28 protein-coding genes are annotated in these 25,358 nt (G+C 68.2%); 10 read left to right on the top strand and 18 right to left on the bottom strand.

The features are described 5' to 3' along the window. Nucleotides 1-52 precede the first annotated feature (52 nt). Nucleotides 53-928: an alpha/beta fold hydrolase gene (locus KXJ60_RS04395; RefSeq protein WP_291124460.1), complete on the top strand. Its 876-nt coding sequence runs from the start codon at nt 53-55 to the stop codon at nt 926-928. 155 nt (nt 929-1,083) lie between these two features. On the opposite strand, the gene KXJ60_RS04390 is transcribed toward KXJ60_RS04395, so the two are convergent. Then, the gene (locus KXJ60_RS04390; RefSeq protein WP_291124458.1) at nt 1,084-2,046 is read right to left on the bottom strand and encodes a helix-turn-helix domain-containing protein; all 963 of its coding nucleotides are present in this window, start codon (nt 2,044-2,046) and stop codon (nt 1,084-1,086) included. Nucleotides 2,047-2,154: 108 nt separating this feature from the next. On the opposite strand from KXJ60_RS04390, the gene KXJ60_RS04385 reads away from it, so the two are divergent. Then, nucleotides 2,155-2,457, top strand: coding sequence for an antibiotic biosynthesis monooxygenase (locus KXJ60_RS04385; protein ID WP_291124456.1), 303 nt, complete (start codon nt 2,155-2,157; stop codon nt 2,455-2,457). A 273-nt stretch (nt 2,458-2,730) separates the two neighbouring features. Further along, nucleotides 2,731-3,633, top strand: a complete 903-nt coding sequence (locus KXJ60_RS04380) for a dienelactone hydrolase family protein (RefSeq protein ID WP_291124453.1) — start codon at nt 2,731-2,733, stop codon at nt 3,631-3,633. A gap of 297 nt (nt 3,634-3,930) precedes the next feature. On the opposite strand, the gene KXJ60_RS04375 is transcribed toward KXJ60_RS04380, so the two are convergent. Together KXJ60_RS04375 and KXJ60_RS04370 are read right to left on the bottom strand one after the other, a co-directional pair. Beyond that, nucleotides 3,931-4,302 carry a YciI family protein gene (locus tag KXJ60_RS04375; RefSeq protein WP_291124451.1) on the bottom strand — a complete coding sequence of 124 codons (372 nt, stop codon included), beginning with the start codon at nt 4,300-4,302 and terminating at the stop codon, nt 3,931-3,933. 88 nt (nt 4,303-4,390) lie between these two features. Next, nucleotides 4,391-4,606 carry a DUF4287 domain-containing protein gene (locus KXJ60_RS04370; protein WP_291124449.1) on the bottom strand — a complete coding sequence of 72 codons (216 nt, stop codon included), beginning with the start codon at nt 4,604-4,606 and terminating at the stop codon, nt 4,391-4,393. Nucleotides 4,607-4,713: 107 nt separating this feature from the next. Here KXJ60_RS04370 and KXJ60_RS04365 point away from each other — a divergent pair, with 107 nt between their 5' ends. Further along, on the top strand, nt 4,714-5,391 hold the full coding sequence (locus KXJ60_RS04365) for an SOS response-associated peptidase family protein (protein ID WP_291124447.1): 678 nt from the start codon (nt 4,714-4,716) through the stop codon (nt 5,389-5,391). A 306-nt stretch (nt 5,392-5,697) separates the two neighbouring features. Here KXJ60_RS04365 and KXJ60_RS04360 read toward each other — a convergent pair whose 3' ends face one another. The 7 genes from KXJ60_RS04360 to KXJ60_RS04330 form a co-directional block, all read right to left on the bottom strand. Continuing rightward, a complete protein-coding gene (locus KXJ60_RS04360; protein ID WP_291124445.1) occupies nt 5,698-6,468 on the bottom strand; it encodes a hypothetical protein in 771 nt (256 codons plus the stop codon). Between the two features lie 33 nt (nt 6,469-6,501). Continuing rightward, nucleotides 6,502-7,626 carry an NADH:flavin oxidoreductase/NADH oxidase gene (locus tag KXJ60_RS04355; RefSeq protein ID WP_291124443.1) on the bottom strand — a complete coding sequence of 375 codons (1,125 nt, stop codon included), beginning with the start codon at nt 7,624-7,626 and terminating at the stop codon, nt 6,502-6,504. 22 nt (nt 7,627-7,648) lie between these two features. After that, complete coding sequence (locus KXJ60_RS04350) at nt 7,649-9,001, bottom strand: amidase (RefSeq protein ID WP_291124441.1); 1,353 nt, start codon at nt 8,999-9,001, stop codon at nt 7,649-7,651. A 16-nt stretch (nt 9,002-9,017) separates the two neighbouring features. After that, on the bottom strand, nt 9,018-9,704 hold the full coding sequence (locus KXJ60_RS04345; RefSeq protein WP_291124439.1) for a DUF2848 domain-containing protein: 687 nt from the start codon (nt 9,702-9,704) through the stop codon (nt 9,018-9,020). Between the two features lie 42 nt (nt 9,705-9,746). Then, nucleotides 9,747-11,030, bottom strand: coding sequence for a TRAP transporter large permease (locus tag KXJ60_RS04340; RefSeq protein WP_291124437.1), 1,284 nt, complete (start codon nt 11,028-11,030; stop codon nt 9,747-9,749). Then, complete coding sequence (locus KXJ60_RS04335) at nt 11,027-11,647, bottom strand: TRAP transporter small permease (RefSeq protein WP_291124435.1); 621 nt, start codon at nt 11,645-11,647, stop codon at nt 11,027-11,029. Before KXJ60_RS04335 ends, KXJ60_RS04340 begins: the two co-directional genes overlap by 4 nt. 74 nt (nt 11,648-11,721) lie before the next feature. Continuing rightward, a complete protein-coding gene (locus KXJ60_RS04330) occupies nt 11,722-12,762 on the bottom strand; it encodes a TRAP transporter substrate-binding protein (protein WP_291124502.1) in 1,041 nt (346 codons plus the stop codon). A gap of 200 nt (nt 12,763-12,962) precedes the next feature. Here KXJ60_RS04330 and KXJ60_RS04325 point away from each other — a divergent pair, with 200 nt between their 5' ends. Then, a complete protein-coding gene (locus KXJ60_RS04325) occupies nt 12,963-13,676 on the top strand; it encodes a GntR family transcriptional regulator (RefSeq protein WP_291124433.1) in 714 nt (237 codons plus the stop codon). A gap of 52 nt (nt 13,677-13,728) precedes the next feature. On the opposite strand, the gene KXJ60_RS04320 is transcribed toward KXJ60_RS04325, so the two are convergent. From KXJ60_RS04320 to KXJ60_RS04310, 3 genes are all read right to left on the bottom strand, one after another. Continuing rightward, nucleotides 13,729-14,541 carry an amidohydrolase family protein gene (locus KXJ60_RS04320; RefSeq protein ID WP_291124431.1) on the bottom strand — a complete coding sequence of 271 codons (813 nt, stop codon included), beginning with the start codon at nt 14,539-14,541 and terminating at the stop codon, nt 13,729-13,731. Next, nucleotides 14,538-15,473 carry a tripartite tricarboxylate transporter substrate binding protein gene (locus KXJ60_RS04315; protein WP_291124500.1) on the bottom strand — a complete coding sequence of 312 codons (936 nt, stop codon included), beginning with the start codon at nt 15,471-15,473 and terminating at the stop codon, nt 14,538-14,540. The genes KXJ60_RS04320 and KXJ60_RS04315 overlap by 4 nt, the downstream gene beginning before the upstream one ends. 82 nt (nt 15,474-15,555) lie before the next feature. Next, nucleotides 15,556-16,296, bottom strand: coding sequence for a GntR family transcriptional regulator (locus KXJ60_RS04310; RefSeq protein WP_291124429.1), 741 nt, complete (start codon nt 16,294-16,296; stop codon nt 15,556-15,558). Between the two features lie 89 nt (nt 16,297-16,385). Between KXJ60_RS04310 and KXJ60_RS04305 the strand changes: the two genes are divergently transcribed. The 3 genes from KXJ60_RS04305 to KXJ60_RS04295 all read left to right on the top strand — a co-directional run bounded on the left by KXJ60_RS04305 (nt 16,386) and on the right by KXJ60_RS04295 (nt 18,826). Beyond that, the gene (locus KXJ60_RS04305) at nt 16,386-16,991 is read left to right on the top strand and encodes a TetR/AcrR family transcriptional regulator (protein ID WP_291124427.1); all 606 of its coding nucleotides are present in this window, start codon (nt 16,386-16,388) and stop codon (nt 16,989-16,991) included. 109 nt (nt 16,992-17,100) lie between these two features. Beyond that, on the top strand, nt 17,101-18,132 hold the full coding sequence (locus KXJ60_RS04300) for an NADP-dependent oxidoreductase (RefSeq protein ID WP_291124425.1): 1,032 nt from the start codon (nt 17,101-17,103) through the stop codon (nt 18,130-18,132). Then, a complete protein-coding gene (locus tag KXJ60_RS04295) occupies nt 18,122-18,826 on the top strand; it encodes an SDR family oxidoreductase (RefSeq protein WP_291124423.1) in 705 nt (234 codons plus the stop codon). The genes KXJ60_RS04300 and KXJ60_RS04295 overlap by 11 nt, the downstream gene beginning before the upstream one ends. Nucleotides 18,827-18,886: 60 nt before the next feature. On the opposite strand, the gene KXJ60_RS04290 is transcribed toward KXJ60_RS04295, so the two are convergent. Next, on the bottom strand, nt 18,887-19,159 hold the full coding sequence (locus tag KXJ60_RS04290) for a 2Fe-2S iron-sulfur cluster-binding protein (protein WP_291124421.1): 273 nt from the start codon (nt 19,157-19,159) through the stop codon (nt 18,887-18,889). A 35-nt stretch (nt 19,160-19,194) separates the two neighbouring features. On the opposite strand from KXJ60_RS04290, the gene KXJ60_RS04285 reads away from it, so the two are divergent. Further along, nucleotides 19,195-19,542, top strand: coding sequence for a hypothetical protein (locus KXJ60_RS04285; RefSeq protein ID WP_291124419.1), 348 nt, complete (start codon nt 19,195-19,197; stop codon nt 19,540-19,542). On the opposite strand, the gene KXJ60_RS04280 is transcribed toward KXJ60_RS04285, so the two are convergent. Beyond that, nucleotides 19,536-20,615, bottom strand: coding sequence for a histidinol-phosphate transaminase (locus KXJ60_RS04280; protein ID WP_291124417.1), 1,080 nt, complete (start codon nt 20,613-20,615; stop codon nt 19,536-19,538). The genes KXJ60_RS04285 and KXJ60_RS04280 overlap by 7 nt on opposite strands. Before the next feature lie 34 nt (nt 20,616-20,649). Beyond that, the gene (locus KXJ60_RS04275) at nt 20,650-21,450 is read right to left on the bottom strand and encodes a serine protease (RefSeq protein ID WP_291124498.1); all 801 of its coding nucleotides are present in this window, start codon (nt 21,448-21,450) and stop codon (nt 20,650-20,652) included. Nucleotides 21,451-21,623: 173 nt separating this feature from the next. Between KXJ60_RS04275 and KXJ60_RS04270 the strand changes: the two genes are divergently transcribed. Further along, nucleotides 21,624-22,031: a BON domain-containing protein gene (locus KXJ60_RS04270; RefSeq protein WP_291124415.1), complete on the top strand. Its 408-nt coding sequence runs from the start codon at nt 21,624-21,626 to the stop codon at nt 22,029-22,031. A gap of 16 nt (nt 22,032-22,047) precedes the next feature. Here the strand turns inward: KXJ60_RS04270 and KXJ60_RS04265 are convergent, their stop codons facing one another. Next, the gene (locus KXJ60_RS04265) at nt 22,048-24,558 is read right to left on the bottom strand and encodes an FtsX-like permease family protein (protein ID WP_291124413.1); all 2,511 of its coding nucleotides are present in this window, start codon (nt 24,556-24,558) and stop codon (nt 22,048-22,050) included. Then, complete coding sequence (locus KXJ60_RS04260) at nt 24,542-25,240, bottom strand: ABC transporter ATP-binding protein (RefSeq protein ID WP_291124411.1); 699 nt, start codon at nt 25,238-25,240, stop codon at nt 24,542-24,544. The genes KXJ60_RS04265 and KXJ60_RS04260 overlap by 17 nt, the downstream gene beginning before the upstream one ends. Between the last annotated feature and the right edge of the window lie 118 nt (nt 25,241-25,358).

The following is a 25,358-nucleotide window of genomic DNA, read 5'->3' as shown; positions in this document are numbered from 1 at the left end:
GGCGGTGTTTTCACTAGGTCGTGCCGAGGAGATGCGGTGTGAGAATCTTCCGATGAGCACATCGACCTCCTCCTTTCTCTCCGACGCAGACGGCACCCAGGTGGCGACCTACGCCTGGACCAACGTCACAGGCCAACCCCGAGGCGTGGTGCAGATCGCCCACGGGCTCGCCGAGCATGGTGAACGCTACGACCGGTTCGCGAAGGCGCTGAATGCCGCCGGCTTTGTGGTCCACGCCGTCGACCACCGTGGACACGGCCGCACCGCCAACGGGCAACTGGGCAACTTCGGTGCGGCGGGTTTTGGTGGATTGATCGCCGACGTGGCCCAGTTCGGCCAAGCGCTGCGCGCGCAGCATGCGGGTCTCCCGCTGTTTCTGGTCGCGCACTCCATGGGATCGTTTGCCGCGCAGGCGGCCATGCTCGATCACGCCGCCACCTGGTCCGGCGTGGTGCTCTCCGGCTCGACCGCGCTGGACATGCTCGCGGCCGGCATGGCCAACGCGCCCGCAGACGCACCTGCGGGGCTCGCGGCGTTCAACGCTGGCTTTGAACACCGCACGGGCTACGAATGGCTGTCGCGCGACCCCTCTGAAGTGGACGCGTATGTGGCAGACCCGTGGTGCGGATGGGATGTGCCCGAGGACGTGATCCCCTCGCTGTTTGCACCCGCCGCCCGCCTGGCAGACCCCGCGCTGCTGGCCCGCATCCGCAGCGACCTGCCTGTGTTGATCGCGTCCGGCGATGCCGACCCACTCGCGGGCGGTGGCGCGCTCATTGAGCTGCTGGGGCAGCGTTACCGCAGTGCTGGCCTCGCCGATGTGACGGTCAAGCTGTATCCGGCCGCCCGCCACGAAATTCTGAACGAGACCAACCGGGATGAGATCACGGCCGATATCGTGGGCTGGCTTCGGGCGCATGCGGGGTAGGCGACGACGGTAGACAGGGCTGCAGGCTTCAGCCCCATGCCGACGCACTTTCAACCTGGCCAGCGCCGCCGTCTGGCAGCGGCCATCTCCAGACGTTGGAGGATGAGCGCTTTGCGGCTCGTCTGCGCACCGACGTCAGCCCGCCGCCGACCCGATCAGGTCTCCGCGCGCAATTCCCGCACGCCGCGGCCCAGCTTGCGTCGCAACAGGGCGCGCAAAGTCACCCCGTCGGAGTAGCCGATCCGCGCGGCAATCTGATCGACGCTTTCGGTGCTGGTGCGCAGCAGATGCACGGCACGCTCGACGCGCAGGTCCTGGAAGTACGACAGGGGTGATTTGCCCAACACGCCTTGCAGGCGCCGCGCCAGAGTGCGTTCGCTGGCGCCCACGGCGACGGCCGCCTCGGCCAGCGAGAAGCCGTGCGCGAGCCGCTGTCGCGCCCAGCCCTCGAAGCGCTCGACCACCGGGTCGGCGTGGGCGAGGTGATCAGGGATCACGAACTCCGCTTGCGAGCCACGCGGCTCGACCAGCAGGTAGCGCGCCGTCTGCGCTGCCAGCGCCGGGCTGCTGCTGCGCACGATGCCCAGTGCGAGGTCGACGTGGGCCATGGCAGCGCCGGCCGTGGTGAAGCCGGCCGAGCTCACGAGCATGCGGGAGTCATCGAGCGCCACGCGCGGATAGCGCTGCCGAAACATCGGCGCCAGCCACCATGACGTCGTGGCGCGTTGGCCGTCGAGCAGCGCGCTCTCCGCCAGCAGGAAGGTGCCGGTGCAGGCGGCGCCGACGACCGCTGTGGAGGTGGACCACCGCCGCATTGCGACGATTGCGTCGGCCACGTCCGCGCGGGCCAGGCGCGCTGCGAGCGTGTCGGGCATGTTGGCGCCGAGCGCGGGCACGAGCACGACGTCGGGGTTGTGCACGCTGTGCACCGGCACCACGGGCACCGTCAAGCCCTGCGCGGTGCGCACGCGACGCCTCACACCCACCAAGGTGACTTCGATGGTTGTCGGCGGCTCGGCCAGCAAGCCCGCCAGTTGCCTGGCCGTGCCCAGTGTGTCGGTGAGGGCCGAGAGACCCAGGTCGAACACGCCATCGAGAACGAGGATGTGGATTCGCATGGCAAGAATGATATCAATATTGGCACTCTTGCCACTCGTGAACAGTGACGAAAGGTCTTAGCCTCGGGGTGGTTCCAAGCATTCACCCATTCATACAGAAGACACCCCATGACCAAGCTTGCGCTGTTTGTCCGTCTCGAAGCCAAACCTGGACAGGAGACCGCCGTCGCCGAATTCCTGGCTGGGGCGCTGCCGCTCGCCAACGCCGAGTCGGGAACCACCGCGTGGTTTGCCTTGAAGTTCGGCCCGTCGACTTTCGGCGTGTTCGACGCCTTTGCCGATGAGACGGGTCGCCAGGCACACCTGGACGGCCCGATCGCAGCCGCCTTGATGGCCAACGCAGCAGCCTTGCTCAGCGCGCCGCCGAAGATCGAGAAGATCGATCTGCTGGCGGCGAAGCTGCCGGGCTGACGCGCCGTGCGCGGCGCGGCGTTGTCCCCTGCGTCGAGCGGACCTGCCTGAGCAGCGCTGCCTGCGTGGGCGGCGTTCGCTGGCGACCGGTCACCAGCACCCGCGATGTCGGTCCAGGCGCAAAGCCCGCGTGAAGCCCGGGCCGCGCCGATCTGCGATCCGCCCGTTCTCCACTGTCGAAGTCGGACCAGGACCACCTGTCTCGAAGCGGCGGGCCCACCGGTCTTCGGTCATCTCTCACCCACTTTCTCTTCAACCACCCCAGGAGCAATCATGAAACTGATGGATTACGGACTCGCGCCGATTGATTTCAACCACCCGCAAACCTCGGCGGGCGACGCCGACGCTGGCCTGTCTCGGCGCGGCTTCGTGATGACTTCGCTGGCCTCCGGCTTCGCCATCGCGTCCAATCCCGTGCTGGCGCAGGCCATCACCACCGACAGCAAGGGCCTGGTCGCCGGCGAGGTCAGCGTCGCGGTCGCGGACGGCAAGATTCCGGCCTACCGCGCGATGCCGGCCGGCCCCGGCAAGTTCCCGGTGATGCTGGTGGTGCAGGAGATCTTCGGCGTGCACGAGCACATCAAGGACATGTGCCGCCGCTACGCCAAGATGGGTTACTACGCCATCGCCCCCGAAATGTTCGCCCGCCAGGGCGACGTTTCGACGATGACGGACATCGGCACCATCCTGTCGCAGGTGGTCTCCAAGGTGCCCGATGCGCAGGTCTGCGCCGATCTCGATGCCACCCTGGCCTTTGCCCGCGCCAGCGGCAAGGCCGATGCCAAGCGCACCGGCCTGGTGGGCTACTGCTGGGGCGGCCGCACCGCCTGGGTCTATGCACGTCACAACAGTGGCCTGAATGCCGCCGTGGCTTACTACGGTCTGCTCGAAGGCTTGAAGGCGCCCGACCTGCGCCCGCAGGATCCGATCGACTTCGCACAAGAGATCAAGGTACCGGTGCTGGGGCTTTACTCCGGCATCGATGCTTTCGTGAAACAGGAGACGATCGCCAAGATGCGCGGCCTCATCAACAAGGGCGGCAGCGGCTCGGAGATCGTGGTGTTTCCCAACGTCGACCATGGCTTCAACGCCGACTACCGGCCCAGCTACGACAAGGCCGCTGCCACCTACGCACAGAAGCTGGCCAGCGATTGGTTCAAAAAGCACCGCGTCTAAGGCCTGAACGCTCAGCCTGGGCGGGGGATGCCCCGGCTGAATCTCCGGACGACGGATCCGTTTTCCGATTCGATGGATCCACTCGCCCACCGTGTTCGAGGCGCGTACGGCAAATCACGGGCAAGGCGCTGCACCCGCAACCTGCACCGCCTTGTCCGGTGACGGATTAGACCGGCGGCTCGGTACGACCAACCAAGCCCGTCAACTTCCCCTCAGGGTCGAGACCAGACGGCCATCGTGCAGGACGTGAAGTCAGTGCCGGGTGCCATGGCGCAGTTGAGTGAGGCGGGTAGCCCCTCAAGGCGCCAAATAGAAATCCAGGGGAATCAGTTCAACCGCCCATCCACCCGCTTCCCCCAGCATGGCCGCCGGGTGCATGGAGGCGATGCGCAGCGCCTCTTCGCGGTTGTCCGCCTCGATGATGAACAGGCCGCCCACCACTTCCTTGGCTTCGGTGTAGGGCCCATCGCTGACGTGTGTTTTCCCGCTGCGCGGGCGCAGCGTTGTCCAGCCCTCCTGGTCGCCCAGCGATGCCGACACCAGCACCTTGCCGGTGGCGCGCATCTTCTCGTCCAGCGCAGGGCATTGGCTGACCAGTTGCTGGACGTCGTCGGGCGCGAGTGCGGCGAATTTTTCGGGAGTGAAGTAGGCCAGGCCGAGGTATTTCATGGGAGCTCCTTGGTGGGGAATATGCCGTCGACGAAGCGGGCGATCAGAAATCGACATGCCGACGGGGGGCTGAAACCACCTGGGCTTTTCACCGCTTCGCCAAGTGGTAAGCCACCAACGCGTTCGCATGCCCATGCCCCAGTCCGTGCTCGCTCTTGAGCAGGGCCACCAGCTCCATGTGCTTCAAGCCGCTGCCGGCGGCTCTCAGGATGCCGAACCAGTGGTCAACGGGATGGCCGTACTTCTTTTCGATGGACGGGAAGTACGAAGCCGGGCCTTGCACTTTTTGATCTGAACTCGCCATGCGGTGCTCCTGTGTGATGGGTGTTGCTGGCACGACGAACGAGGCCAGGCCGTTTCGACACCATGGCATGGCGCCGGTCAGGCAGCTTCCATCGTTATCCTGTGCCCATGTGCAATTTGTACGGCAGCACCAAAGAAGAGGGCGTTCGAAAGTTCTGGCGCCCGACCAACGCGCTCGCGTGGCCCGGCGGCATTGTCGCGCCCCGAAAGCCTGGCGCGTTCATTCGCCGTGCACGCGATGACGCGGGCTATTCGCGCGAGCTCGTGGTGGGGCGGTGGGGATTGATCCCCGGGTTCTCCAAGACATCGGACATCAAATTCAGCACCAACAACGCACGCAGTGAAGAGCTGGCCAGCAAGGCGAGTTTCAAGGACCCGTGGGCGCGCGGCCAGCGCTGCATCATCCCGGCCGACTGGTTTGATGAGCCCAACTGGGAGAGCGGCAAAAACGTGTGGTGGCGTTTCCGCCGCGCCGACGGTGAGCCCTGGGGGCTGGCCGGCTTGTGGAACACCTGGACCGACAAGGCCTCGGGTGAGATCGTCGAGAGCTACACCATGCTCACGATCAACGCCGACAGCCATCCCTTGATGCGGCGCATGCACAAGCCCGATCCCCAGCTGGGGCCGCACGAGCAGGACAAGCGCTCCGTGATCGCCATCGAGCCGTCCGACGTCGATCCCTGGTTGACCGGCACCGTGCAGCAGGCGCAACAGCTGCTCCGGCTGACGCCTGTCGAGCTCTTCGACGCTGGCCCGTCCAGCGCCAGCCAGCCCGGCTTGATCTGATCTGCAGCGCAGCTTGGCGCCTTTCATGGCGCAGTGGGGTGGTCGCCATGAAAGTACCGGGCACACGACTTGCCCCGCTACGGGCTCTCCCACCTCAACCCGGCCGTCTGGCCCACCAGGAGTTCTCCATGACTGCAATGTCTACCTTTGGCGCTTTCATTCCGCTCTGGATCATTGGCGCACCGCTGGTCATCGGCATCATCGAATGGGTGTCCACGCCCAAGCCTCCCTATCGGGCCTGACCCGACTTGCGCCGTCTGCGGGTGCCGGCTGGCCTCAGCCAGCGCTGCAAGCCTTCCTTGCGCCTCACGCCCCGCGCTGGTAGGTCAGCCACTGCACCACCAGCGCCGCCGCCAGGGCCAGGCCGAAGGCGGCTGGCGTGCCCATGGCGGTGAGCGCCAGCGCCAGCGCGAAGCAAAACACCACAAAGGCGTAGAGCCCCTTGACCATGCCGGTGAGCAGGTGGATGGCACCTTGTCCGCCCCACGCCCTGTGGGAGAACACGCCGAGCACCATGCCCATCACCGGAAAGATGGTGAGCATGCCGCTGCCCACCGGGCCGAGCTCGGCGGCCGACCAGGTGACGGTGGCCACCAGCACACCGGCCGCGGCACAGCGCACCGGCAGCTCCCAGCGGGACGCCACGCCGCCCGGGTTCACAAACGCCACCCGGGGCATGGCGCGCGCGGCCAGTTGCAGGCCGAGCAGCCCCACGAGCAGGGCCACCCAGGCCGGGGGGCGCAGGCTCACGAGTGCCCAGCCCACCAGCGCAAACGCCAGCACGCCAGCAGCGGCGCACAGCGGCCAGTGGTGGCGCGTGGCCATCCAGGCGTAGGTGACGCCGAAGGCCACGTTGGCCATCACGGCCATCAGGGTCACGTGGGCGGCTTGGGCGGCGAAGGCCGCGCCCTGGTCGAGTGCAATGAAGAGCAGGGCGGGGCCAGCCACCACGGGAAAGCCGGATATCCACCCCGCCATGGCCGGGCCCCAGCGCCGCCCGGCCAGTGTGATCAGTGCCACCAGTGCGGGCACGAGAAAGAGTTTGAGCAACAGCAATGGCGACAGCACCAGAAACAAGGAAAGAGGCAACGGTGGCCGCTGCCCGCCCGGTCAGCGCTGGCCGATCCGCACGTCGCCAAAGATGGGCGCGTGTCCGTGGGGCAGGCAGCGCAGCAGCTGGCGCGGGGGCACCACGGTGCCGCCCAGTTGCGCCGCGGCGCGCCAGGGCCAGCGCGGGTCGTGCAGGAAGCCGCGCGCCAGCGCCACCACGTCGGCCTGGCCGTCGCGCACGATCTGCTCGGCGTGCGCCGGCTCGGTGATGAGCCCGACCGTGATCACCGGGATGCCCACGGCGGCTTTCACCTCCGTCGCAAAGTGCACCTGGTAGCCCGGGCCCACCGGAATCTTTTGCAGGTGCGACAGGCCGCCGGAAGAGATGTCGAGAAAGTGGCAGCCCGCGTCTTCCAGACGGCGCGACAGCTCCACGGTCTGCGCGATGTCCCACCCACCGTCGACCCAGTCGGTGGCCGACAGGCGCACGCCCACCGGCAGCCCCGGGCCGGCGGCTTGCCGCACGGCCTCGAACACCTCCAGCGGCAGCCGCAGGCGGTTCTCCAGCGTGCCGCCATAGCGGTCGGTGCGCTGGTTGGACAGGGGTGACAGGAACTGGTGCAGCAGGTAGCCGTGGGCCATGTGCAGTTCGATGGCGTCAAAGCCGATCTCGCGCGCGCGGCGCGCGGCCTGTGCAAACGACGCGATCACGTGCCGGATGTCGGCCTCGGTCATGGCGTGGGGCGGTGGCTCGTCGGGCTTCTGTGCAATGGCCGACGGGCCATGGGGCAGCCAGCCACCGTCGGCGGGCGCAATGAGTGCGCCACCGTCCCACGGCGCGCGGCTGGACGCCTTGCGCCCTGCGTGCGAGAGCTGCAGCGCCAGCGGTATGGGCGAGACCGCGCGCACGGCGTTCACCAGGCGTTGCAGCTGCGCCTGGTTGTCGTCGTTGTACAGGCCCAGGCAGCCGGGTGTGATGCGGCCCTCGGGGCTGACCCCGGTGGCTTCCACACACAGCAGGCCCGCGCCCGACATGGCCAGGCTGCCCAGGTGCGCAAAGTGCCAGGCGACGGGGTTGCCGTCGACCGCGCTGTACTGGCACATGGGCGACACCATGATCCGGTTGGGCAGCGTCAGCGGGCCCAGCGGGATCGGCGTGAAGAGCTGTGAAGGTGCGGTGGTCATGGCGGGCAGAAAGCGTGAGGGGTCAGGCGCCTTGCAGGGCGGCTTCCACGGCCAGGCTGATGGCGAGCAGGCGCTGGTCGTGCAGGCGCGGTGCGGCGAGCATCAGGCCCACGGGGGCGTCACCCGGGCGGTGGCAGGGCAGGGAGAGGGCGCAGCCGTCCAGGAAGTTGATCAGCGTGGGGTTGCGCAGGATCAGCAGGTTGGTCTGCGTGTACACCTCGTCGCTGGCGGCGGTCTCGGCGAGCTTGGGCGCGATCACCGGCACCGTGGGCATCACCAGCGCGTCGTGGTCGGCCATCTGCGCCTGCACCTCGGCGATCCAGGCGGTGCGCGCGTCGAGCACGTCGATGTAGTCGGCGGCAGACATCGCCTGGCCGCGCTGGATGCGCGAGGACACGCGCGGGTCGTAGCGCGCGCCGCTGGAGGCCAGCAGCTCGCGGTGCCAGGCCCAGGCCTCGGCCGCCACCAGGCCGCCCTTGGCGTTGATGCTGCCCAGGCGCGCAAACGCGGGCACGGCCAGCTCTTGCAACACGGCACCCCGCGCCGAGAGGCGCGAGAGCGCGCGCTCAAAGCTGTGGGCCACTTGCGCGTCCATGCCGTCCATCACCAGCGTGCTGGGCACCGCCAGGCGCAGGCCTTTCAAGGCCGCGGGGCGCAGTGTGGGCGCCTCACCGCTGAGGATGGCATCGAGCTGCGCGCAGCAGGCCACGCTGGGCGCAATCGCGCCGATGGAATCTAGGCTGGTGGACAAGGGCAGCGCGCCCTGGGCCGACACCCGGCTGGCGGTGGGTTTGAAGCCCACCAGGCCACACAGCGCCGCAGGTATGCGCAGTGAGCCACCGGTGTCCGAGCCCAGGCCGGCCAGCGCCATGCCGTCCGTCACGGACACCGCCGCGCCCGAAGACGAGCCGCCTGGAATGCGGCCGGTGGTGCGGTCCCACGGGTTCAGCGGCGTGCCGTAGTGGGGGTTGATGCCGAGCCCGGAAAACGCGAACTCGGTCATGTTGGTGCGGCCCACGATCACGGCACCCGCCGCCTTCAGGCGCTGCACGGCCACCGCGTCTTCGGTGGCCACCGGGTGGCCCTGCAAGGCCACCGAGCCGGCCAGCGTGGTGTCGCCCGCCACGTCGAACAGGTCTTTCACGGAGACCGGCAAACCCTCGATGCTGGAGCGGGCCTGGCCCGCGGCCAGCAGCGTGTCGGACACCCTGGCCGCCTGGCGCGCCGCGTCGGCGTACACGCGGGTGAAGACGCGAGCGCCTTCTCCTTGGGGCGACGCAATGTGCTCCAGCGCATGGTCCACCAGCGCTTGTGCGGTGATGGTGCCGTCGCGCAGGGACGATGTGCAGTGATTCAGGGTGACGATGGGTTGCATGGCGGTCTCCGGAGTTTCAGGCCACTTCGGGCAGGACGTCGACAGCGTAACGGTGCTTGAGGCTGCGCCCGCTGCGCGGGTCAAACAACTCCATGGTGAACGCGGTGGACGGGCGGATACCGCCGATGGCGCCCACGGTGCCGCAGCTCATGGCCACGCCTTCGGGCAGCACGGAGGCACCGCCGAGGTAGCCCGCGATCAGGTCGGTGGGCGTGCGCAGGGCACTGAGCGCGCCTTCCTGGTACAGCACCTCGGCGCCGTTTTCTTCGATGTAGGAGCGGATCACCAGCTCGTCCCAGTGCCCGGCCACATCGGCAAAGCGCCAGGCCGTGGTGCCCACCGGTTTCACGCACAACTGCTTGGACAGCGCCACGCTGTGCGCCTCCAGCTTGCGGTCGGTGTGGTCGGAGGTGAGGCTCACGTACATCTCGCCGTCCACCGTGAAGACCAGCGTCTCCACCTCGCCCGATGAGTGCGGGCCCACCGCCTGGATGCGGGGGGACTGGCTGAGCTGGTTGTCCGCCACGCGGTAGTACAGCGGCACGGCGCTGGGACGCGGCACACCGATGAGCGCGAGCTCTTCGATGTGGTGCTCGATGGCGTCGCGGTCGCGGCCGGCCCAGCCGGCCACGATGAAGGTGTGCACGTCGGTGCTGAGGGTGCGCGAGGCATCGCCCGCGTCAAGCTGGAAAGAGAGTTTCATGAGTGAGTCGAAAAGGAAAATTGAATGGGCGGCTGGAACGGGTCAACCGAGAACGCGTGGCAGCCACAGGGCGATGTCGGGGAAGACGGCGAGCAGCGCGACCATGAGGAACAGCGCCCCCACAAACGGCAGGCTGCCGACGATCACCGCGTTCATGGAGCCGCTCTTGCGGATGCTGTGCACCACAAAGAGGTTCATGCCCACCGGCGGCGTGATCAGCGCGGTTTCCACCATCAGGATGATCAGGATGCCCAGCCAGATCGGGTCGAATCCGAGCGCGATCATCACGGGTGCCACGATGGGAATCGTCACGATCATCATGGACAGCGTTTCCATGAAGCAGCCCAGCACCACGTAGAACAGCACCACCACCAGGATCATCATGGCGGGCGAGAGGCCCAGGCCGCTGATGGTCTTGGTGAGCGTGTCGGTGAGGCCGGTGGCGCTCATCACGAAGTTGAGGAAGCCCGCCGCGATCACGATCAGCATGATCATGGCGGTGGCCTTCATCGTGCCTTCGAGCGCGTCGCGCAGCATGCGGATGGACAGCTTGCGTGAGAACGCCGCCAGCACCAGCGCACCCACCACACCCAGCGCAGCGGCTTCGGTGGGCGTGGCCAGGCCGGCGTAGATGGAACCCACCACCAGGAAGAAGATGCCCAGCGGCGGCAGCAGGTGCTGCAGGCTGCGAAAGCGCTCGCCCCAGCTGGCCTTGACCGGCTGGCCGCCCCAAGATGGCTTGATCACGCAGGCGACGATGACCGTCAGCATGAACAGCCCGGCCAGCAGGAGGCCGGGGATGATGCCCGCGAGGTACAGCTTGGGCACGGACGAGTTGGTGAGCACGCCGTAGATCACGAGGTTGATCGACGGCGGGATCAGGATGCCCAGCGTGCCGCCTGCGGCAATGCTGCCCAGGAAGAGCGGCTCGTTGTAGCCATAGCGCTTGATCTGTGGCACCGACACGGTGCCCACTGTGGCCGCCGTGGCCACGCTGGAGCCCGAGGTGGCGGCGAACAGCGTGGACGCACCAATGTTGGCGTGCATCAGCCCGCCCGGCAGCCACGAGAGCCACAGCGCCATGGCGCCGTACATGCGCTCGGCAAAGCCCGCGCGCAGCAAGATCTCGCCCAGCATGATGAACATGGGAATGGCCACCAGCAGAAACTCGTTGCTCGAGCTCCAGGCCAGCTCGCCCATGGCGCGGCTCAGCGGCAGCATGGAAAACAGTGGGTCGAGGATGAGGCCGAGCACGCCGAGTGCGGCCGCCACCGGAATGCTCAAACCAATGAGCACCAGCAGCAAGAGAACAGCGGTGGCGATCATGAGCGTTCTCCCTGAATGATGCGTTCGCCTTCGAGCGCGCCTTCTTCGGCTTCTTCCTTGGCGGACACCACGCCGCACAGCGCCTTGACCGTTTCCAGGTCGCCCGTGACCATGGCCACCGAGGCCCGGGTCAGCATCAGCGCGAGCACCACGCACATCCACACCATGCCCAGCACCCACAGGCCCTGCGGCATCCACAGCGGCGTGGCCAGCGGTGTGTTGGCCGCGGCGTTGCGCACGAACGAGGTTTCGGCCACCGAATACGCGTGCCAGGTGAGAAACACCATGAACACCCCCAGGGTCACCAGCGAGAGCCAGTCAAGAAAGGCCGACACGCGCACCGGCAGGCGCTCGTAGATCACATCCACGCGCACGTTGGCCCGCTGCAGCACCACGAAGGCCAGCGCCCAGGTGGTGCTGATCGCGAACACATAGCTGGAGATTTCGTCCGCACCACCCACGGTGATGTTGAAGAACTTGCGCACCAGGATGTCGTAGGCGATGAGGAAGACGGCGCCCAGCGTGAGCGCGCCGCCTGCCCACACGGCAGCCCGGGAAAGGGTCTCGGCCAGCCGCAGCGAGCGGCCCAGCCAGGGCATGGGTTGGGAAGGGTTCATGGGGAATCCAGGTGAAGCCGGGCCATCAGACCCCCGGGCCGCCCGCGAAGGCGCCGGGGGGGTGGCCCGCGTGCTTACTTGCGGGCGGTCAGGCCCAGGCTTTTGCCGATGGTGGCGTTGAAGTCGCTCACGCACTGGGCGGAGCAGCGGGCGGCCCACTTGGGCAGCACGGTGTCCTGCATGGTCTTCTTGAGCAGGGCGCGGTCGGCTTCTGATGGCTGCACCAGCACCATCTTGCCCTTGACGGGCTGCGGGCAGGCGGCGGCACCGCTGTTGCAGTCAAAGCCGAGCTGCGTCTGCGCGGCCGCGCCGTCCCACATGGCGTCCAGCATCTTGTCGATGTTGGTCTTCAGGAAGGCCTGCACCTTCGGGTCGAGGCGGTTCCAGGCTTTCTGGTTCACCGCGTGGATCTGCGGGTTCCAGTTGATCGGCAGCGCCACCAGGTGGGTGGACACCTCGTACCACTTGGCCGAGTAGCCCGACATGGAGCCGGTGATGGCGCAGTCGACCACCTTGTTCTGCATGGCAGGCACCACTTCACCAAAGGCCATGGTGACGCTGGTGCCGCCCAGGGCTTCGATCAGCTCGGCCTGGGTGCGGCTGCTGGTGCGCACTTTCTTGCCCTTGAGGTCGGCCAGGCCCTTCATGTCGGCGTTGCAGAACAGCACCTGCGCGGGGTAGGGCGAGAGGCCCAGCAGCTTCACGCCGTTGGCGCCGCCGTACAGCTTTTCATAGACCGGCTCGAAGGCCGCCACCACTTGGCGCTGTGTCTTGGCGTCGGTGGTGAGACCGGCCAGGTCCACCGCTTCGTTGATCGGGTCGTCGCTGGCGAAGTACGACAGCGTGGCGGTGCCGAACTCGACCACGCCTTGCGACATCAGGCGCAGCATCTCGGGGCCCTTGAGGCCCATTTCGTTGAAGCCCTTGATGTCGGCCGTGATCTGGCCACCGGACAAGGCCGGCACGGTGTTGGTCCAGAACGGCTTCTCGAAATCGGTGTAGGGCGCCAGGTTGCTCAGGCCGCCAACGATCTTGAGCTGGGTCTTGGGCAGAGGCTGGGCGTGCACCGCGGTGCCGACGAGCGCAGCCAGGGCTGCCGTGAGGATGAAACGCATATGCATGACGGATGCTCCTAGGAACAGGGGACAAAAGATCGCACCCCGGGTGAGGCTCACCCCAGGTGCGTGGACTGAAACCCACGCGCGCAAAGTTTGTGCAACGTGGAACCATTCTGACATCGTTGTGAAATTTCACAAGAGGGTTAACGACATGTCAGGAAGATTTCAGTTGAGGATGAGTTAGCATCTTCCGTACCATGCCAAACGCCTCCAGCCCCAGTCGCCCCGCCCGCAACGGTGTGCGCGACACCCGCCGAACTGCTGCGGCGCCCGATCACAGCGACCTCTCGCAAAACGAGCAGGCCTATGCCCAGCTCAAGCAGGCGCTGATCACCCTGGCCTACAAGCCGGGCGATTACCTCAGCACGGCGAGCTTGATGAACGAGCTGGAGCTCGGCCGCACACCCATCAACCACGCGCTGCACCGGCTGTCCACCGAGGGCCTGGTGCAGATCATTCCGCGCAAGGGCTTGATCGTGTCGCCGCTGTCGATTGACGATGCGCTGGAACTGATCGATGTGCGGCTGGCCAACGAAAGCCTGTGCATGCGCCTGGCGGCCGAGCGCATCACCAAGACCGAGCTGCACCAACTTGAGGCGATTGCGCGTGACTTTGAAAAAGCCGCGAGCCGGGGCCAGACCACCGAGGTGATGAACCTCGACCGCCTGTTCCACGAACACATTTCCAACGCCGCCCGCAACCAGATCCTGGCGGAGATCCTGAAGGTGCTGCACGCGCGCTCGCAGCGCTTCTGGGCGCTCTCACTGGCCATGCCCGACCACCTGAGCGAGGTGCAGGACGAGCACCGCGCCATCCTCAAGGCGCTGGCCGACGGCAACCCGGCCGCGGCCGAAGAAGCGGTGCGGGAGCACGTGATGTCGTTTCAGCGCGCCTTGCTGCGCACGCGCTGAGGGAGGGTTACCCAGCGCTGGGCCAGCCGGGCCGCAGCTCGAAAAGGACGCGCTAGCGCGTGCCCGAATAGAGCACCGCGCCCGCCCCGCGCACCGCCTGGGCGCGGGTCTCGCCCAGCGCCTGCACCACGGGTTGCCACAGGCTGGCGTAGGCGGGAAGCGCGTCGGGGTTGAAGGTCGTGTGTGGCCAGTCAGACCCCCAGATCAGGCGATCACCCAAGGTCTCCGCCACGCGCTGGATGTGCACACCCAGCCGGTCGTAGGGGACGGTGTCGTGCAAGCGATACCAGCCAGAGAGCTTCACCCACGAGCCTTGGTCAGCCAGGCGCTGCAGGGAGGCCCAGGCGGGATCGGTGGCACCGATGCCCGCGTGAAGTCCCGCGAGGTGGTCGAGCACGGCAGTGAGGCCGCTGCCCGCGTGGAGCGAGGCGATGGCGTCGAGCTGGTTGGCTCTGGCGTACCACTGAACATGCCAGCCGCGTGCCTTCAGTCGGGGTGCGAGGGCTCGAAAGGCTTCGGGGCCGTTGCCCACTGGAGACACCAGGTTGAAGCGCACGCCGCGCACGCCCAGTGCGTGCATCTCGTCGAGCTCGTGTTCTGAGACGGCGGAGTCCACCACGGCGACGCCCCGGTGCCGCCCTGGCTCGCTGGCGAGTGCCCGCAAGATCAGGTGGTTGTCGGTGCCGTACACGCTGGGTTGCACCAGCACGAGGTGACCCACTCCGTGCTGCTCGGCCGTCTGTTCGATGTCCGGCAGATCGCGCAGCGCCGGTTGGTAGTGACCGGCCTGCGCCGGGTGCGCCGGGTCGAACACATGCACATGGCAGTCCCAGCCGGGCGGGACGGAGTGTGGGGCTGTGTTCATCCGGTGGTGATCTGGCGGTCCTTGATCACCTTGGCCCACAACGCTTGCTGGGTGGCGATGAATTTGCCTGCACTCTGTTGGCTGGCGTCGGCGAACACGTCGCCGCCCAGCTGGCGGATGCGCCCGAGCACCTCGGCGTCTTCCAGCGCCTTTCGGATGGCGGCGACCAGCGTGGCTTTCACGTCGGCGGGCAAACCCGCCGGACCGAGGATCGGGTTCCACTCCAGCACTTCGTAGCCGCTGACACCGGCCTCGGCCATGGTGGGCACGTCGGGCAACGAGCGGGCGCGAAGCGCGCTGGTGACCGCCAGTGGGCGCAGTTTGCCCGCCTTGATGTGCCCCAGCGACGACGCGACGTTGGCAAAGAACAGCGGCACCTGGCCGCCCATCACGTCGTTCATGGCGGGGCCACCGCCCCGGTAGGCCACATGCGTGAGGTTCACACCCGCGCGCTGCTCGAACAACGCTCCGGCCAGATGCTGCGCCGAGCCGTTGCCGGAAGAGGCGTAGTTCAGCGCCTTCTCCTTGGAAAGGCGGATCACGTCTTTCACGCTCTTGGCTTCAAAACTGGGCGTGCACACCAGCACGTTGGGGAATGTGGCGAGCACCGCCAGTGGTGTGAAGGCGGTTGCGCTGTCGTAAGGCAACTTCGGAAACAGCGAAGGATTGACCGCAAAGGACGAGGCATCGAGCAGCAGCACGCTGCCATCAGCGGCGGCCCGTGCCACCTGGCCCGCAGCCAGCTGGCCGCTGGCGCCGGCCTTGTTCTCCACCACCACGGTCTGGCCCAGTGCCGCCTCGAGTTTGGGCGCGATGGTGCGGGCCATGAGGTCGGCACCACCACCCGGCGGGTACGACACGATCAGGGTGATCGGCTTGCCACCCGCGACCTTGCCTTGAGCATGGGTGCCCACCCATGGAGCGGCCAGCATGGAGCCGGTGGCCGCTATCAGGTGGCGGCGTGTCGGGGTCCACCCGCCGGCGCTGGGGAAGAGATGTGTCATGGGGCTTCCTTCAGGTGATGTTGACGGTGTAGTGAAAGGCGTGGGCGTCGCCGCGCGTGGTCCGCAGCTCGACGCAGCGGCCCGAGAGGTCGTATGCCGTGCGTTGCACCTGTGCGCACGGATGCCCCACGGGCAGGCCCAGGTGGCGCGCCTGGATGGCACTGAGTTGCCCAAAGCCGATGTCGTCCAGGGCGCGGTGGATGTGCACCTGGAGCTTGCGCGCAAACATGGGGTAGAGCAGGTCGTCCCAGGTGCTGAGCTCGTCGTCGGCCAGTGGCGCAAACAGATCGAGCGGAAGCCACAGCTCTTCGAGCAGGCGCGGCATGCCGCCCATGAGGCGCAGTCGGTGCAGGCGCAGCACCTGTTCGCCACTGCCGATGCCCAGTGCACGCGAGACGGCAACGGGCGCGCTCACCCGGCTGCGCTGCAGTATGCGCGAGGCGGGTACCTCGCCCGTGCCGCTGTCGAAGCGGAAAAACCGCAACATGGATGCGCCGGCCAACCCTTGACGCACGAAGGTGCCGCGGCCATGAATGCGTTCGATGAAACCTTGCTCCACCAGCAGTTCCAGCGCACGGCGCATGGTGCCCAGGGCCACGCTGTGCTCTTTGGCCAACTGGCTCTCTGCGGGCAGGGCAGAGCCTGGCGACCATTCGCCCGCCACCACTCGTGCACGCAGGGCATGGGCCAGCGTGGCGTAGCGGCTCATGCCGGGCTCCGTGGTCGCGACTAAGCGAAGCGGTGTGTTCATGGCCGGAAATATAGTCCTCTATAGGACTTGATGGCATTCGGGGAATCCCTGAGTGAGCCCGGTGGTTGTCACAAGTGCGGAAATTGCGCATGATGAACGTCATGCGAAACAAGACCGACAGCATCCGCGCCGCTGCCAAAGACGCCTCTCATGAGCGCATCGTGCAGGCCGCCGCCCGCGCCATCCGGCGCAGTGGTTACCACGGCACGGGTGTGGCCGACATCATGAAAGAGGCGGGTTTGACGCACGGTGCGTTCTATGCCCATTTCGAGTCTCGCGAGGCCATGCTGGCCGAGGCAGCAGACCGTGCGGGAGCGGAGTCGAACGCCCTGGCGAGCCGCGTGGTGGCGGCCGCCCCGCCTGAGCAGGCCTTGCAGGCGCTGGTGCGGGCCTACCTGTCCGAAGAGCACCTCGCCACCATCGAGACGGGCTGCCCCGTGGCGGCCCTGGCGTCCGAAATGCCCCGCCAGTCACCCGAAGTGCGCCGCGCGGCCACGAACCGCATCAAGGAAATGATCGATCTGGTGGCTCGCCAGTCGCCGGATTGGGGGAAGCCGGGTGCCCACGAAAGGGCCCTGGTGACGGTGGCCACGATGGTCGGCACGTTGATGCTGGCCCGCGCCGTTGACGATCCTGTGCTGTCCGAGTCGCTGTGCCGCGCCGGATCGAAGCACCTCGCCCCGGCCGGGGCATGACCCGCAGGGTCCTTTTTTTTGTCCATAAGTATGATGATCATCATGTCAAATGCGGCATTCCGCCGCTGTGTGGCATCGGTCGTGGCCTGCGCTTGATCAAGGAAACCCCATGAAAGCATTTGTCGTCGAACGCTACGGAAAGAAGGAAGCGCTTCGCGCAGCCGATGTGCCGGAGCCCGAGCTGCGCGAAGACGAGGTGTTGATCGACGTGCACGCCACGGCGCTCAACCTGCTCGACGCCAAGGTGCGCAACGGGGAGTTCAAGCTCATCCTGCCTTACCGCACGCCCTTTGTGCTGGGGCACGACGTGGCTGGTGTGGTGGCGCGTGTCGGCGCACGCGTGCGCCAGTTTCAGGTGGGCGACGAGGTCTATGCCCGCCCTGAGGACATGCGCATTGGCACGTTCGCCGAGCGGGTTGCCGTGAAGGCCACCGCGGTGGCCCTCAAGCCCAAAAACATCTCCATGGAGGAGGCCGCCTCCATCCCGCTCGTGGGCCTGACGGCCTGGCAGGCGCTGGTCGAAAAAGCCCGACTCCAGCCGGGGCAGAAGGTGTTCATCCAGGCGGGCTCGGGTGGGGTGGGTACGTTGGCCATCCAGCTGGCCAAACACCTGGGTGCCACCGTGGCCACCACCACGAGCGCGGGCAATGCCGCACTCGTCAAGCGCCTGGGGGCCGATGTGGTCATCGACTACAGGAACGACCGTTTTGAAGACCGGCTGAGCGGCTACGACGTGGTGTTGCACAGCCAGGACGGCGAGACCCTGAAGAAGTCGCTGGGCGTGCTCAAGCCAGGCGGGCGGTTGATCTCCATCTCGGGCCCGCCAGATCCCGCGTTTGCCGGCGAGAGCCGCGCGCCATGGGTGGTCAGGCAGGTCATGCACGCCCTGAGCTGGGGCGCCCGCAGGCAGGCCCGGCGACTTCAGGTGGGCTATGCCTTCCTCTTCATGAAGGCCAGTGGCAGCCAGTTGCAGCAGATCACGTCGCTGATCGAGTCGGGCGCCATTCGCCCGGTGATCGACCAGGTGTTCCCTTTTGAATCCACCAACGAAGCCATGGCCTACCTCGAAAGCGGACGGGCCAAGGGCAAGGTGGTGATCCAGGTTCGCAAACCCCTTTCAGGAGCTCCCCATGAAGATTGAAAACGCTGTCGTCCTCGTCACCGGTGCCAACCGCGGCATCGGTCTGGCCTTCACACGCGAGCTGCTGGCGCGCGGCGCACGCAAGGTCTACGCCGCCGCACGCGATCCCGCCACCGTCACCTTGCCAGGGGTCCAGGCCATGCGCCTGGACGTCACCCGCGCCGACCACATCGCGGCGGCCGTGCAGCAAGCCGCTGACGTCACGCTGCTGATCAACAACGCGGGCATTGCCCAACCGGGCGGCTTCCTGGCGCCAGACAGCGACGCCGTGGCGCGCCGCCTCTTCGAGACCAATTTCTTTGGGGTGCTCAACATGAGCACGGCCTTTGCACCGGTGCTCAAAGCCAACGGCGGTGGGGCGTTGCTCAACGTGCTGTCGGTGGCGTCGTGGGTGAATGGCGGTGAGCTGGCGGCGTACTCGGCGAGCAAGTCGGCGGCATGGTCGCTCACCAACGCGCTGCGTCACGAGCTGGCGGCGCAGAAGACCCAGGTGCTGGGCCTGCACATGGCGTATGTCGACACCGATCTGACGCGCGGATTCGAGGTGCCCAAAACCAGCGCCGAAGACATCGTGCTGCGCGCACTCGATGGCCTGGAAGCGGGCGCGGACGAGGTGCTGGCCGATGCGCTCACCCAGCAGATCCGGCAGGGGCTGACGGCAACGCGCCCGGTCTACCTGCCCCCGCATCCTTGAGGCCGGCCAGGCTTTTTCCGGGCGCGATTGAAGCAGCGCGCCCGAACACAGCCGCGCACCTCACCCCCGCGTGATCACCACGTCGGCCAGCGGCCGCGCAATGCAGGGCAGGCAGTAGCCCTCTTCTTTTTCTTCGGCGCTGAGGCCAGGCCAGGCAATGTCGTAGCGCACCCGGCCCTGCAAGAGGCGGGCGATGCAGGTGCGGCAGGTGCCGTTGCGGCACGACACCGGCCACGCAATGCCGGCGCGAGAGAGGGCGGCAAACAGGCTGGTCTCGCTGTCGGCCTCGCCTTCGGTGACCTGACCGTCAACCCGGATACGGAACGTGGGCATGCGTGTGGGCGGTGGTGTGGGCTTAGACTTTTCGCATGACGCTGGAACATTGGAAGTATGACGCGGGCACCGATTCGGTGGCCGCCATGGTGATCCCCGCGGCGCTGGCCCGCACGCGCACCTTTGACCTCGACGCCATGCTGCTTGTGCAGGTGCCGGCAGGGTCGCCCGAGGGTTGGCTTGAACTCACCGTGGAGGTGGACGGCAAGCGCCTGTGGTCCCGGCGCATACCCACCCACCAACCGGGCGACACCGACAACCTCGAATACCACCACCGCCTCACCATCGAGGCCGACGCCGACTGCCGCGTGCGCGCCAAGGCGGCCTGCAAGGGGTGCCGGGTGTTGTCGCTGGTGGTGGAAGCGCGCGAAACGGTTTACTGAGCGCCGCTCAGCCCTGCGGCGCGCAGGAAGGCGTCGTTCTCTTCCGTGGTGCCCACGGTCACGCGCAGGCAGCCCTGCAGGCCGGGCAGGCTGTCTTGCCGGCGCACGAGCACGCCACCGGCCAGCAACTGCGCGTGGGCCTGCGCGGCGTCGGGTGTGCGCACCAGCAGAAAGTTGGCGTGTGAAGGCAGGGGCTGCCAGTGGGGGTGGCGCTGCAGCGCGGTGAAGAGCCGCTCGCGTTCGCGCAGCGTGTGCGCCACGCGCGCCTGCACGTAGCCCGGGTGTTCGAGCGCCACCAATGTGCACACGGTCTGCAGCACCGACACACCAAACGGCGGCACGAGCTTGCGCAGCTGGCGCGCCACCCCATCGCTGGTGAGTGCGTAGCCGATGCGCAGGCCGGCCAGGCCCCAGGCTTTGGAGAGCGTGCGCAGCAACACCACGTGGGGGTGGCGGCGCGCGAGGGCGCGGGCGTCTTCGCTGTCCATGAAGTGGTGGTACGCCTCGTCGATCACCAGCAGCCAGCCCGCGCTGGCCCGGGCCAGGCGCTCCACGTCGCCCAGGGCGCTGAGCGAGCCGGTGGGCGCGTGCGGGCGCGGCAGGTAAATGACGCCATGCGGTGCGGTGCCGCTGGCCTGGCCCAGTGCGGCGATGAGCGCTTCGAAGTCGATGGACTGGTCATCGCGCAGCGGCACTTCGGTGAGCCCGGCGCCCAGCAGGCGGGCGTCCAGCCCGTAGAGCGCGAAGTTGGGCTTGACGGTGAGCACGCGCCCACCGCCCAGCGCGCTGAGCTGGATCAGCAAGGCAATCAGCACGTTGCTGCCGGTGGTGACCACGGTGCCCGCGGGCGCCCAGCCGTCGTGCTGTGCCACGGCCTCGCACAGGGCTTCTGCGTTGAGGTCGGTGTAGCGGTGCCAGGGCAGCTGGCGCAGGCGCTCCAGCGCGAGGTCTTTGAGCTCGGCGGGGAAGTCCTCGAAGGACTCGTTCTGGTCGAGCTTGACGGGGGCCGTGACGGCGGAGAACGGGTAGTCGGGGCTGGCCAGCACGGCCGGGCGGATGGGCAAGTCGGGCATGCGGCCATTGTCCGGGCAAACGCCCGGGGCAGGCTCAGACGGGGTCGGCCCCGGGCGCGCCCGCCTCTTCCTGGGGAGCGGGTGCCGCCGTGAGCGTGAGCAGGATGTCGGCGTACCAGGCGCAGTTCAGGCCCAGCGATTCGTCGAGCACGAGGTCGCGGTCGCCCATGTCCATGCGCGCGGAATGCACGCCGAGCAGCTTCCAGGGCAGCGCGGCGGTGTCGCTGGTGGGGCTGGAATCGCGCATCACCACGGCAGCACCACTGGTGCCCCGGTGGGTGCGGGCATCGGTCAGGAAGTAGCCCTGCCCCTGGAAGCGGATGCCGTAGGGTGAGGCGATCACCGCGTACCGCAGCACCGGCAGGTGGTGCAGCGCATCGTGAAAGCCCAGCGGGAAGCCCACCACCAGCAGCGGCTGGCCGGGCAGCACGTCATCAAAGGCGGTTTGCAGGTGGGCCGGCGTGAAGGCCTGGAACACCGCGGCCCCGGGCAGTGCGCTGCGGTCGATCTCGACCACGGCCACATCGATCTCGCCGCCGCTGTCGCGGCCCTGGCGCCACACGGCGGCACCGTCGGCGTACAGCGGGATCGAGAAGCCGGTGGACTGCGTGAGGTTGGCGCCGTCCATGTGCAGCTCCAGCTCCAGGCGGTCGGGGAAGTGCTGGCTGTCTTCGTCGATCACCACGTGCCGGCTGGTCACGAGAAACAGGCGCTCGTCGCGCGCAAAGTAGAAGCCGCTCGCGTTGGTGAGGGGCTGCGTGCCGTGAAAGGTGGACACGCGGGGTGCGGCCAGGAAGAGGGGGTCCACGGGTGCGGTGCTGCGCGCAGCGGGCATCCGCGGGGCGGCGGGTGCGGGGGAGATGGGGGGCCTGGTCATGGGGCAGTGTCGCATTGTTCCGTGGGGTGCGCGCCGGCCTTGTGTGCGCTGGCGAACCGACGCGCTGGCGCCCAGGCGCGACAGTGGACGCCGGGTCCCTACTTTCGGGGGACCTCTTCAGGAGAAGTCACATGCGCACATCACAACCTGATCGAGCGATCGGCGCTTTGGCGGTCGCGCTCGCCCTGACCGCCCTGGTCGCCTGCGGCAAGAAAGAAACGCCGATGGATGCCCCGCCCTCGCCACCGCCCGTGGCGGCGCCGGCCGAAGCCCCGGCGGCCATCCCAGCGCCCAACGCGCCGGCCACCACCACCCTGGGCGAGAAGGTCGACGACACTGTGATCACCACCAAGGTGAAGACCGCGCTGCTGGCCGACGAGGCGGTCAAGGGCACCGACATTTCGGTCACCACCGTGGGCGGCGAGGTGCAGCTCGCCGGTGTGGTCGACAACAAGATGCAGGCCGACCGCGCGGTGGAGCTCGCCAAGGCCGTTCAAGGCGTGCAGCGCGTGCAGGACGGCATGACCGTGAAGAAGTAAGCGGCGCGGCGGTGCCTCACGCCCCGCTGCGCAGCAGCAGCGCCGGGCTCAGGCGCATGTGCGCCAGCAGGTAGCGCGCTCCCAGCCCGAGGCTGATGGCCGACACACCCAGCGCGGTGAGCGCGCCCGTCCAGTACAGGCCAGTGGGGTCAAGGTCCAGGCGCCAGCGCAGCAAGCCGGTGGCCAGCGCGCCGCCGGCCAGCATGGCAAAGCCGGCGGTCACCAGCGCGAGCAGCGCGTATTCCCAGCAAAGCACCTGGCGCAGCGTGCCGTGCCGTGCGCCCAGCGCGTGCATCACGGTGGCGTCGTACACCTGCCGCGTGCGGCTGCTGGCGACCACGCTGGCGAGCACCAGCAGGCTGGCGGCCAGGCACACACCGGCCACCAGCGCCAGCCCGCCGCTGGCGCGCGCCATCAGCGCCCGCGTTTCGCGCAGCAGCGATTCGGTGCGCACGGTGGCGATGTTGGGCGCGGCAGCGGCCAGCGCGTCCTGCGCGGCGAGGGCGCCGTCGGCGCCGAGGTAGGCCGCGCCCACGTGGCGCGTGATGTGCGGGTCCAGCACACCGTCGCTGAAGATGGCTTCGAGCCACAGGCGCGCCTGCATGCGGCGCTGCGTGTAGATGGCCGCCAGCTCGGCCTGCACGGGTGCCCCCAGCACGTCAAACACCAGGCGGTCGCCCACCTGCAGGCCCAGCTCGTCGGCTTCGCGGTCTTCCATGGCCACCAGCGGGGCACCGGTGTGGTTCTCGGGCCACCAGGCGCCATCGCGAATCACCACGTCGTCGATGTTGCCGGCGCGGTTGCTCAGCTTCTGTTCGTCACGCGCCTCGCGCACGCGCGCGCCTTCGGCGCTGTCGCGCAGCGCTTCGCCATTCACTTCCACCAGGCGGCCCAGCACCAGCGGCGCGGTGGTGAGCCGGCTCGGGCCGGGCTGGGCCCGCAGCGTGGCTTGCAGCAGCGGGATCTGCTCTGTCTGCACGTCGTAGAAGACCAGCGCGGGGGCGTTGTCGGGCACGGTTTCGTTCACGGCGCGCAGCAGCGAAGCCACCACGAGCGTGCAGGCCACGAGCAGCGCGAGCGCCGCGCCCAGCGAGAGCAGGGCGGCGCGCAGCGGCGAATCGGCGCGCTGCAGACCGGCCAGGGCCATGCGCAGCGCCAGCGGCAGCGGCGCGCCGGGCCGTGCGAGCAGGGCGCGTGCACCGCGGCGCAGCAGCCGCGTGAGGCCGTCGAGCAGCGCGAGCAGCACCACCGTGGCCGCCACAAATGCCAGGCCAAACCGCGCATCGGGCACGCTGGCCACCAGCAGCGCGGCCACCGTGCCGGCGGCCAGCGCGGTCAGCGCCCAGGCGCGCCTGGGCGTGCGCAGGCCGCTGCCGTCCAGCCCGCGAAAGAGCGCGGCCGGTGACACCGAGAGCGCGCGCCCCAGCGCAGGCAAGGCAAACGCCAGCGCGGTCAACACCCCGAAACCCAGTGCCACCAGCGATGGCAGCCACAGCGCCTGCCACAGCGGTGCCAGCGGCAGGCGCTGCGCCGCGGCCCAGGTGCCGGCCAGCGCCAGCGCATTGCCCACCAGCACGCCCACGCCGCTGGAGAGCAGCGCGAGCATGAGCACCTGCAGCAGCACCAGGGCGGCCAGCCGGCGGTCGCGCAGGCCGAGCGCGCGCAGCGTGGCGAGGGTGCCGAGCTTGCCCTGCAGGTAGGCCTGCACGCTGTTGAACACGCCCAGGCCGCCAATGAACAAGGCCGAGAAGCCGATCAGCAGCAGGCCCGAGCCGACCTGCCCCAGCACCTCGGCCATGCGTTCGCTGCGCTCTTCAAACGTGCGCACCTCGGCATCGAGCGTGGGGAAAGCCGCGACGAAGGCGTCGCGCCACACGGCGGGCGCCAGTCCGGTGCGCACGCGGTACTGGTACTCGACCCGGCTGAGCGGCTGCACCAGGCCGGTGGCCTGCAGCGCGCCATCGGCCACCAGCACGGGCGCGCCGCTCCAGTCGGCGCGCAGGCTGCGGTCGGGCTGGCGCTGCACCACGGCGCGCACCGTCAGTGTGAGGTCGCCCACCTCCACGCGGTCGCCGACCGCCAGGCCCAGGCGCTGTGCGAGGGCGCCGTCCAGTGCTGCACCCCATTGCCCGTCGCGCTGGGCCAGGGTGCTGGCGAGGTCGCCGGCCGGGGCCAGCTCCACGGTGCCGTAGAGCGGGTAGCGCGCGTCCGCGCTTTGCAGCTCGATGAGCTGGGCGCGGCCATCGGCCACGCGCAGCATGGTGCGCAACTCCACCACGCGCGACACCGTGCCGCGCTCGCCCATCCAGGCCAGCACCTCGGGGCTCAGGGGCTGGCTGTTCTCAATGTTGAGGTCGCCGCCAAACAGCTGGCGTGCGTCGTTCTGCAGCGAGTCGGCCACCTGGCGGTACAGGCCGCCGCCAGCGGCCACCAGCGCCACACCCAGCACCAGACAGGCGCAGAAGATCCAGAGGTGCCGGCCGCTGGCGCGCAGGTCGCGCCAGGCCAGGTCAAGCAGGAAGCGCATCGGTCGGGGCGGGTGTCGGGGTGATGTCGTGCAGCTGGCCATCGTGCAGGCGCAGCACGCGGTCGCAGCGGGCGGCAAAGTCGGGGTCGTGCGTCACGAGCACCAGCGTGGTGCCGCTCTCGCGGTTGAGCTCGAACAACAGCTCGCGGATCGATTCGCCGGTGTGGTCGTCCAGGTTGCCGGTGGGCTCGTCGGCCAGCAGCAGGCGGGGCCGGTGCACCAGCGCGCGCGCAATCGCCACGCGCTGCTGCTCGCCGCCCGAGAGCTGGCTCGGGTCGTGGTGTTGCCGCCCGCCCAGGCCCACGCGCTGCAGCAAGGCGGCGGCGCGGGCGTGGGCATCGCGCTGGCCGGCCATCTGCAGGGGCAGGGCCACGTTGTCCAGCGCGCTCAGGCTGGGCAGCAGGTGGAACGACTGGAAGACGATGCCCACATGGTCGCGCCGCAGGTCGGCCAGTCCATCGGCATCCAGCTGGCCCAGCTCGGTGCCATTCACCACCACACGGCCCTGGGCCGGCCGCTCCAGCCCCGAGAGCAGGAGCAGGAGCGACGTCTTGCCCGAGCCCGACGGCCCGGTGATGGCCACGCTCTGGCCAGGCGCGACAGACAGGTGGACCGAGCGCAACACGTCAATGCGTGCGTCACCCAGCTGGTAATGCATGGACAGGCCGGTGATTTCAATCATGCGCCGTGGGGTTTGAAAAGCCGGGAAAAGTTCATTGCCTGCCGCTCTTATGGGGACGGGGGTATGGGGTGCGCAGCGGGAATGTTGTCAACATTGGCAGTTTCCACTGCGGAAAAGC

It is taken from the genome of Hydrogenophaga sp. (assembly GCF_019264445.1).
In the GTDB taxonomy this organism is placed as follows: domain Bacteria; phylum Pseudomonadota; class Gammaproteobacteria; order Burkholderiales; family Burkholderiaceae_C; genus Hydrogenophaga.
The sequence above is the reverse complement of the archived record's forward strand: the minus strand, read 5'-3'. Positions and strand labels throughout refer to the sequence as shown.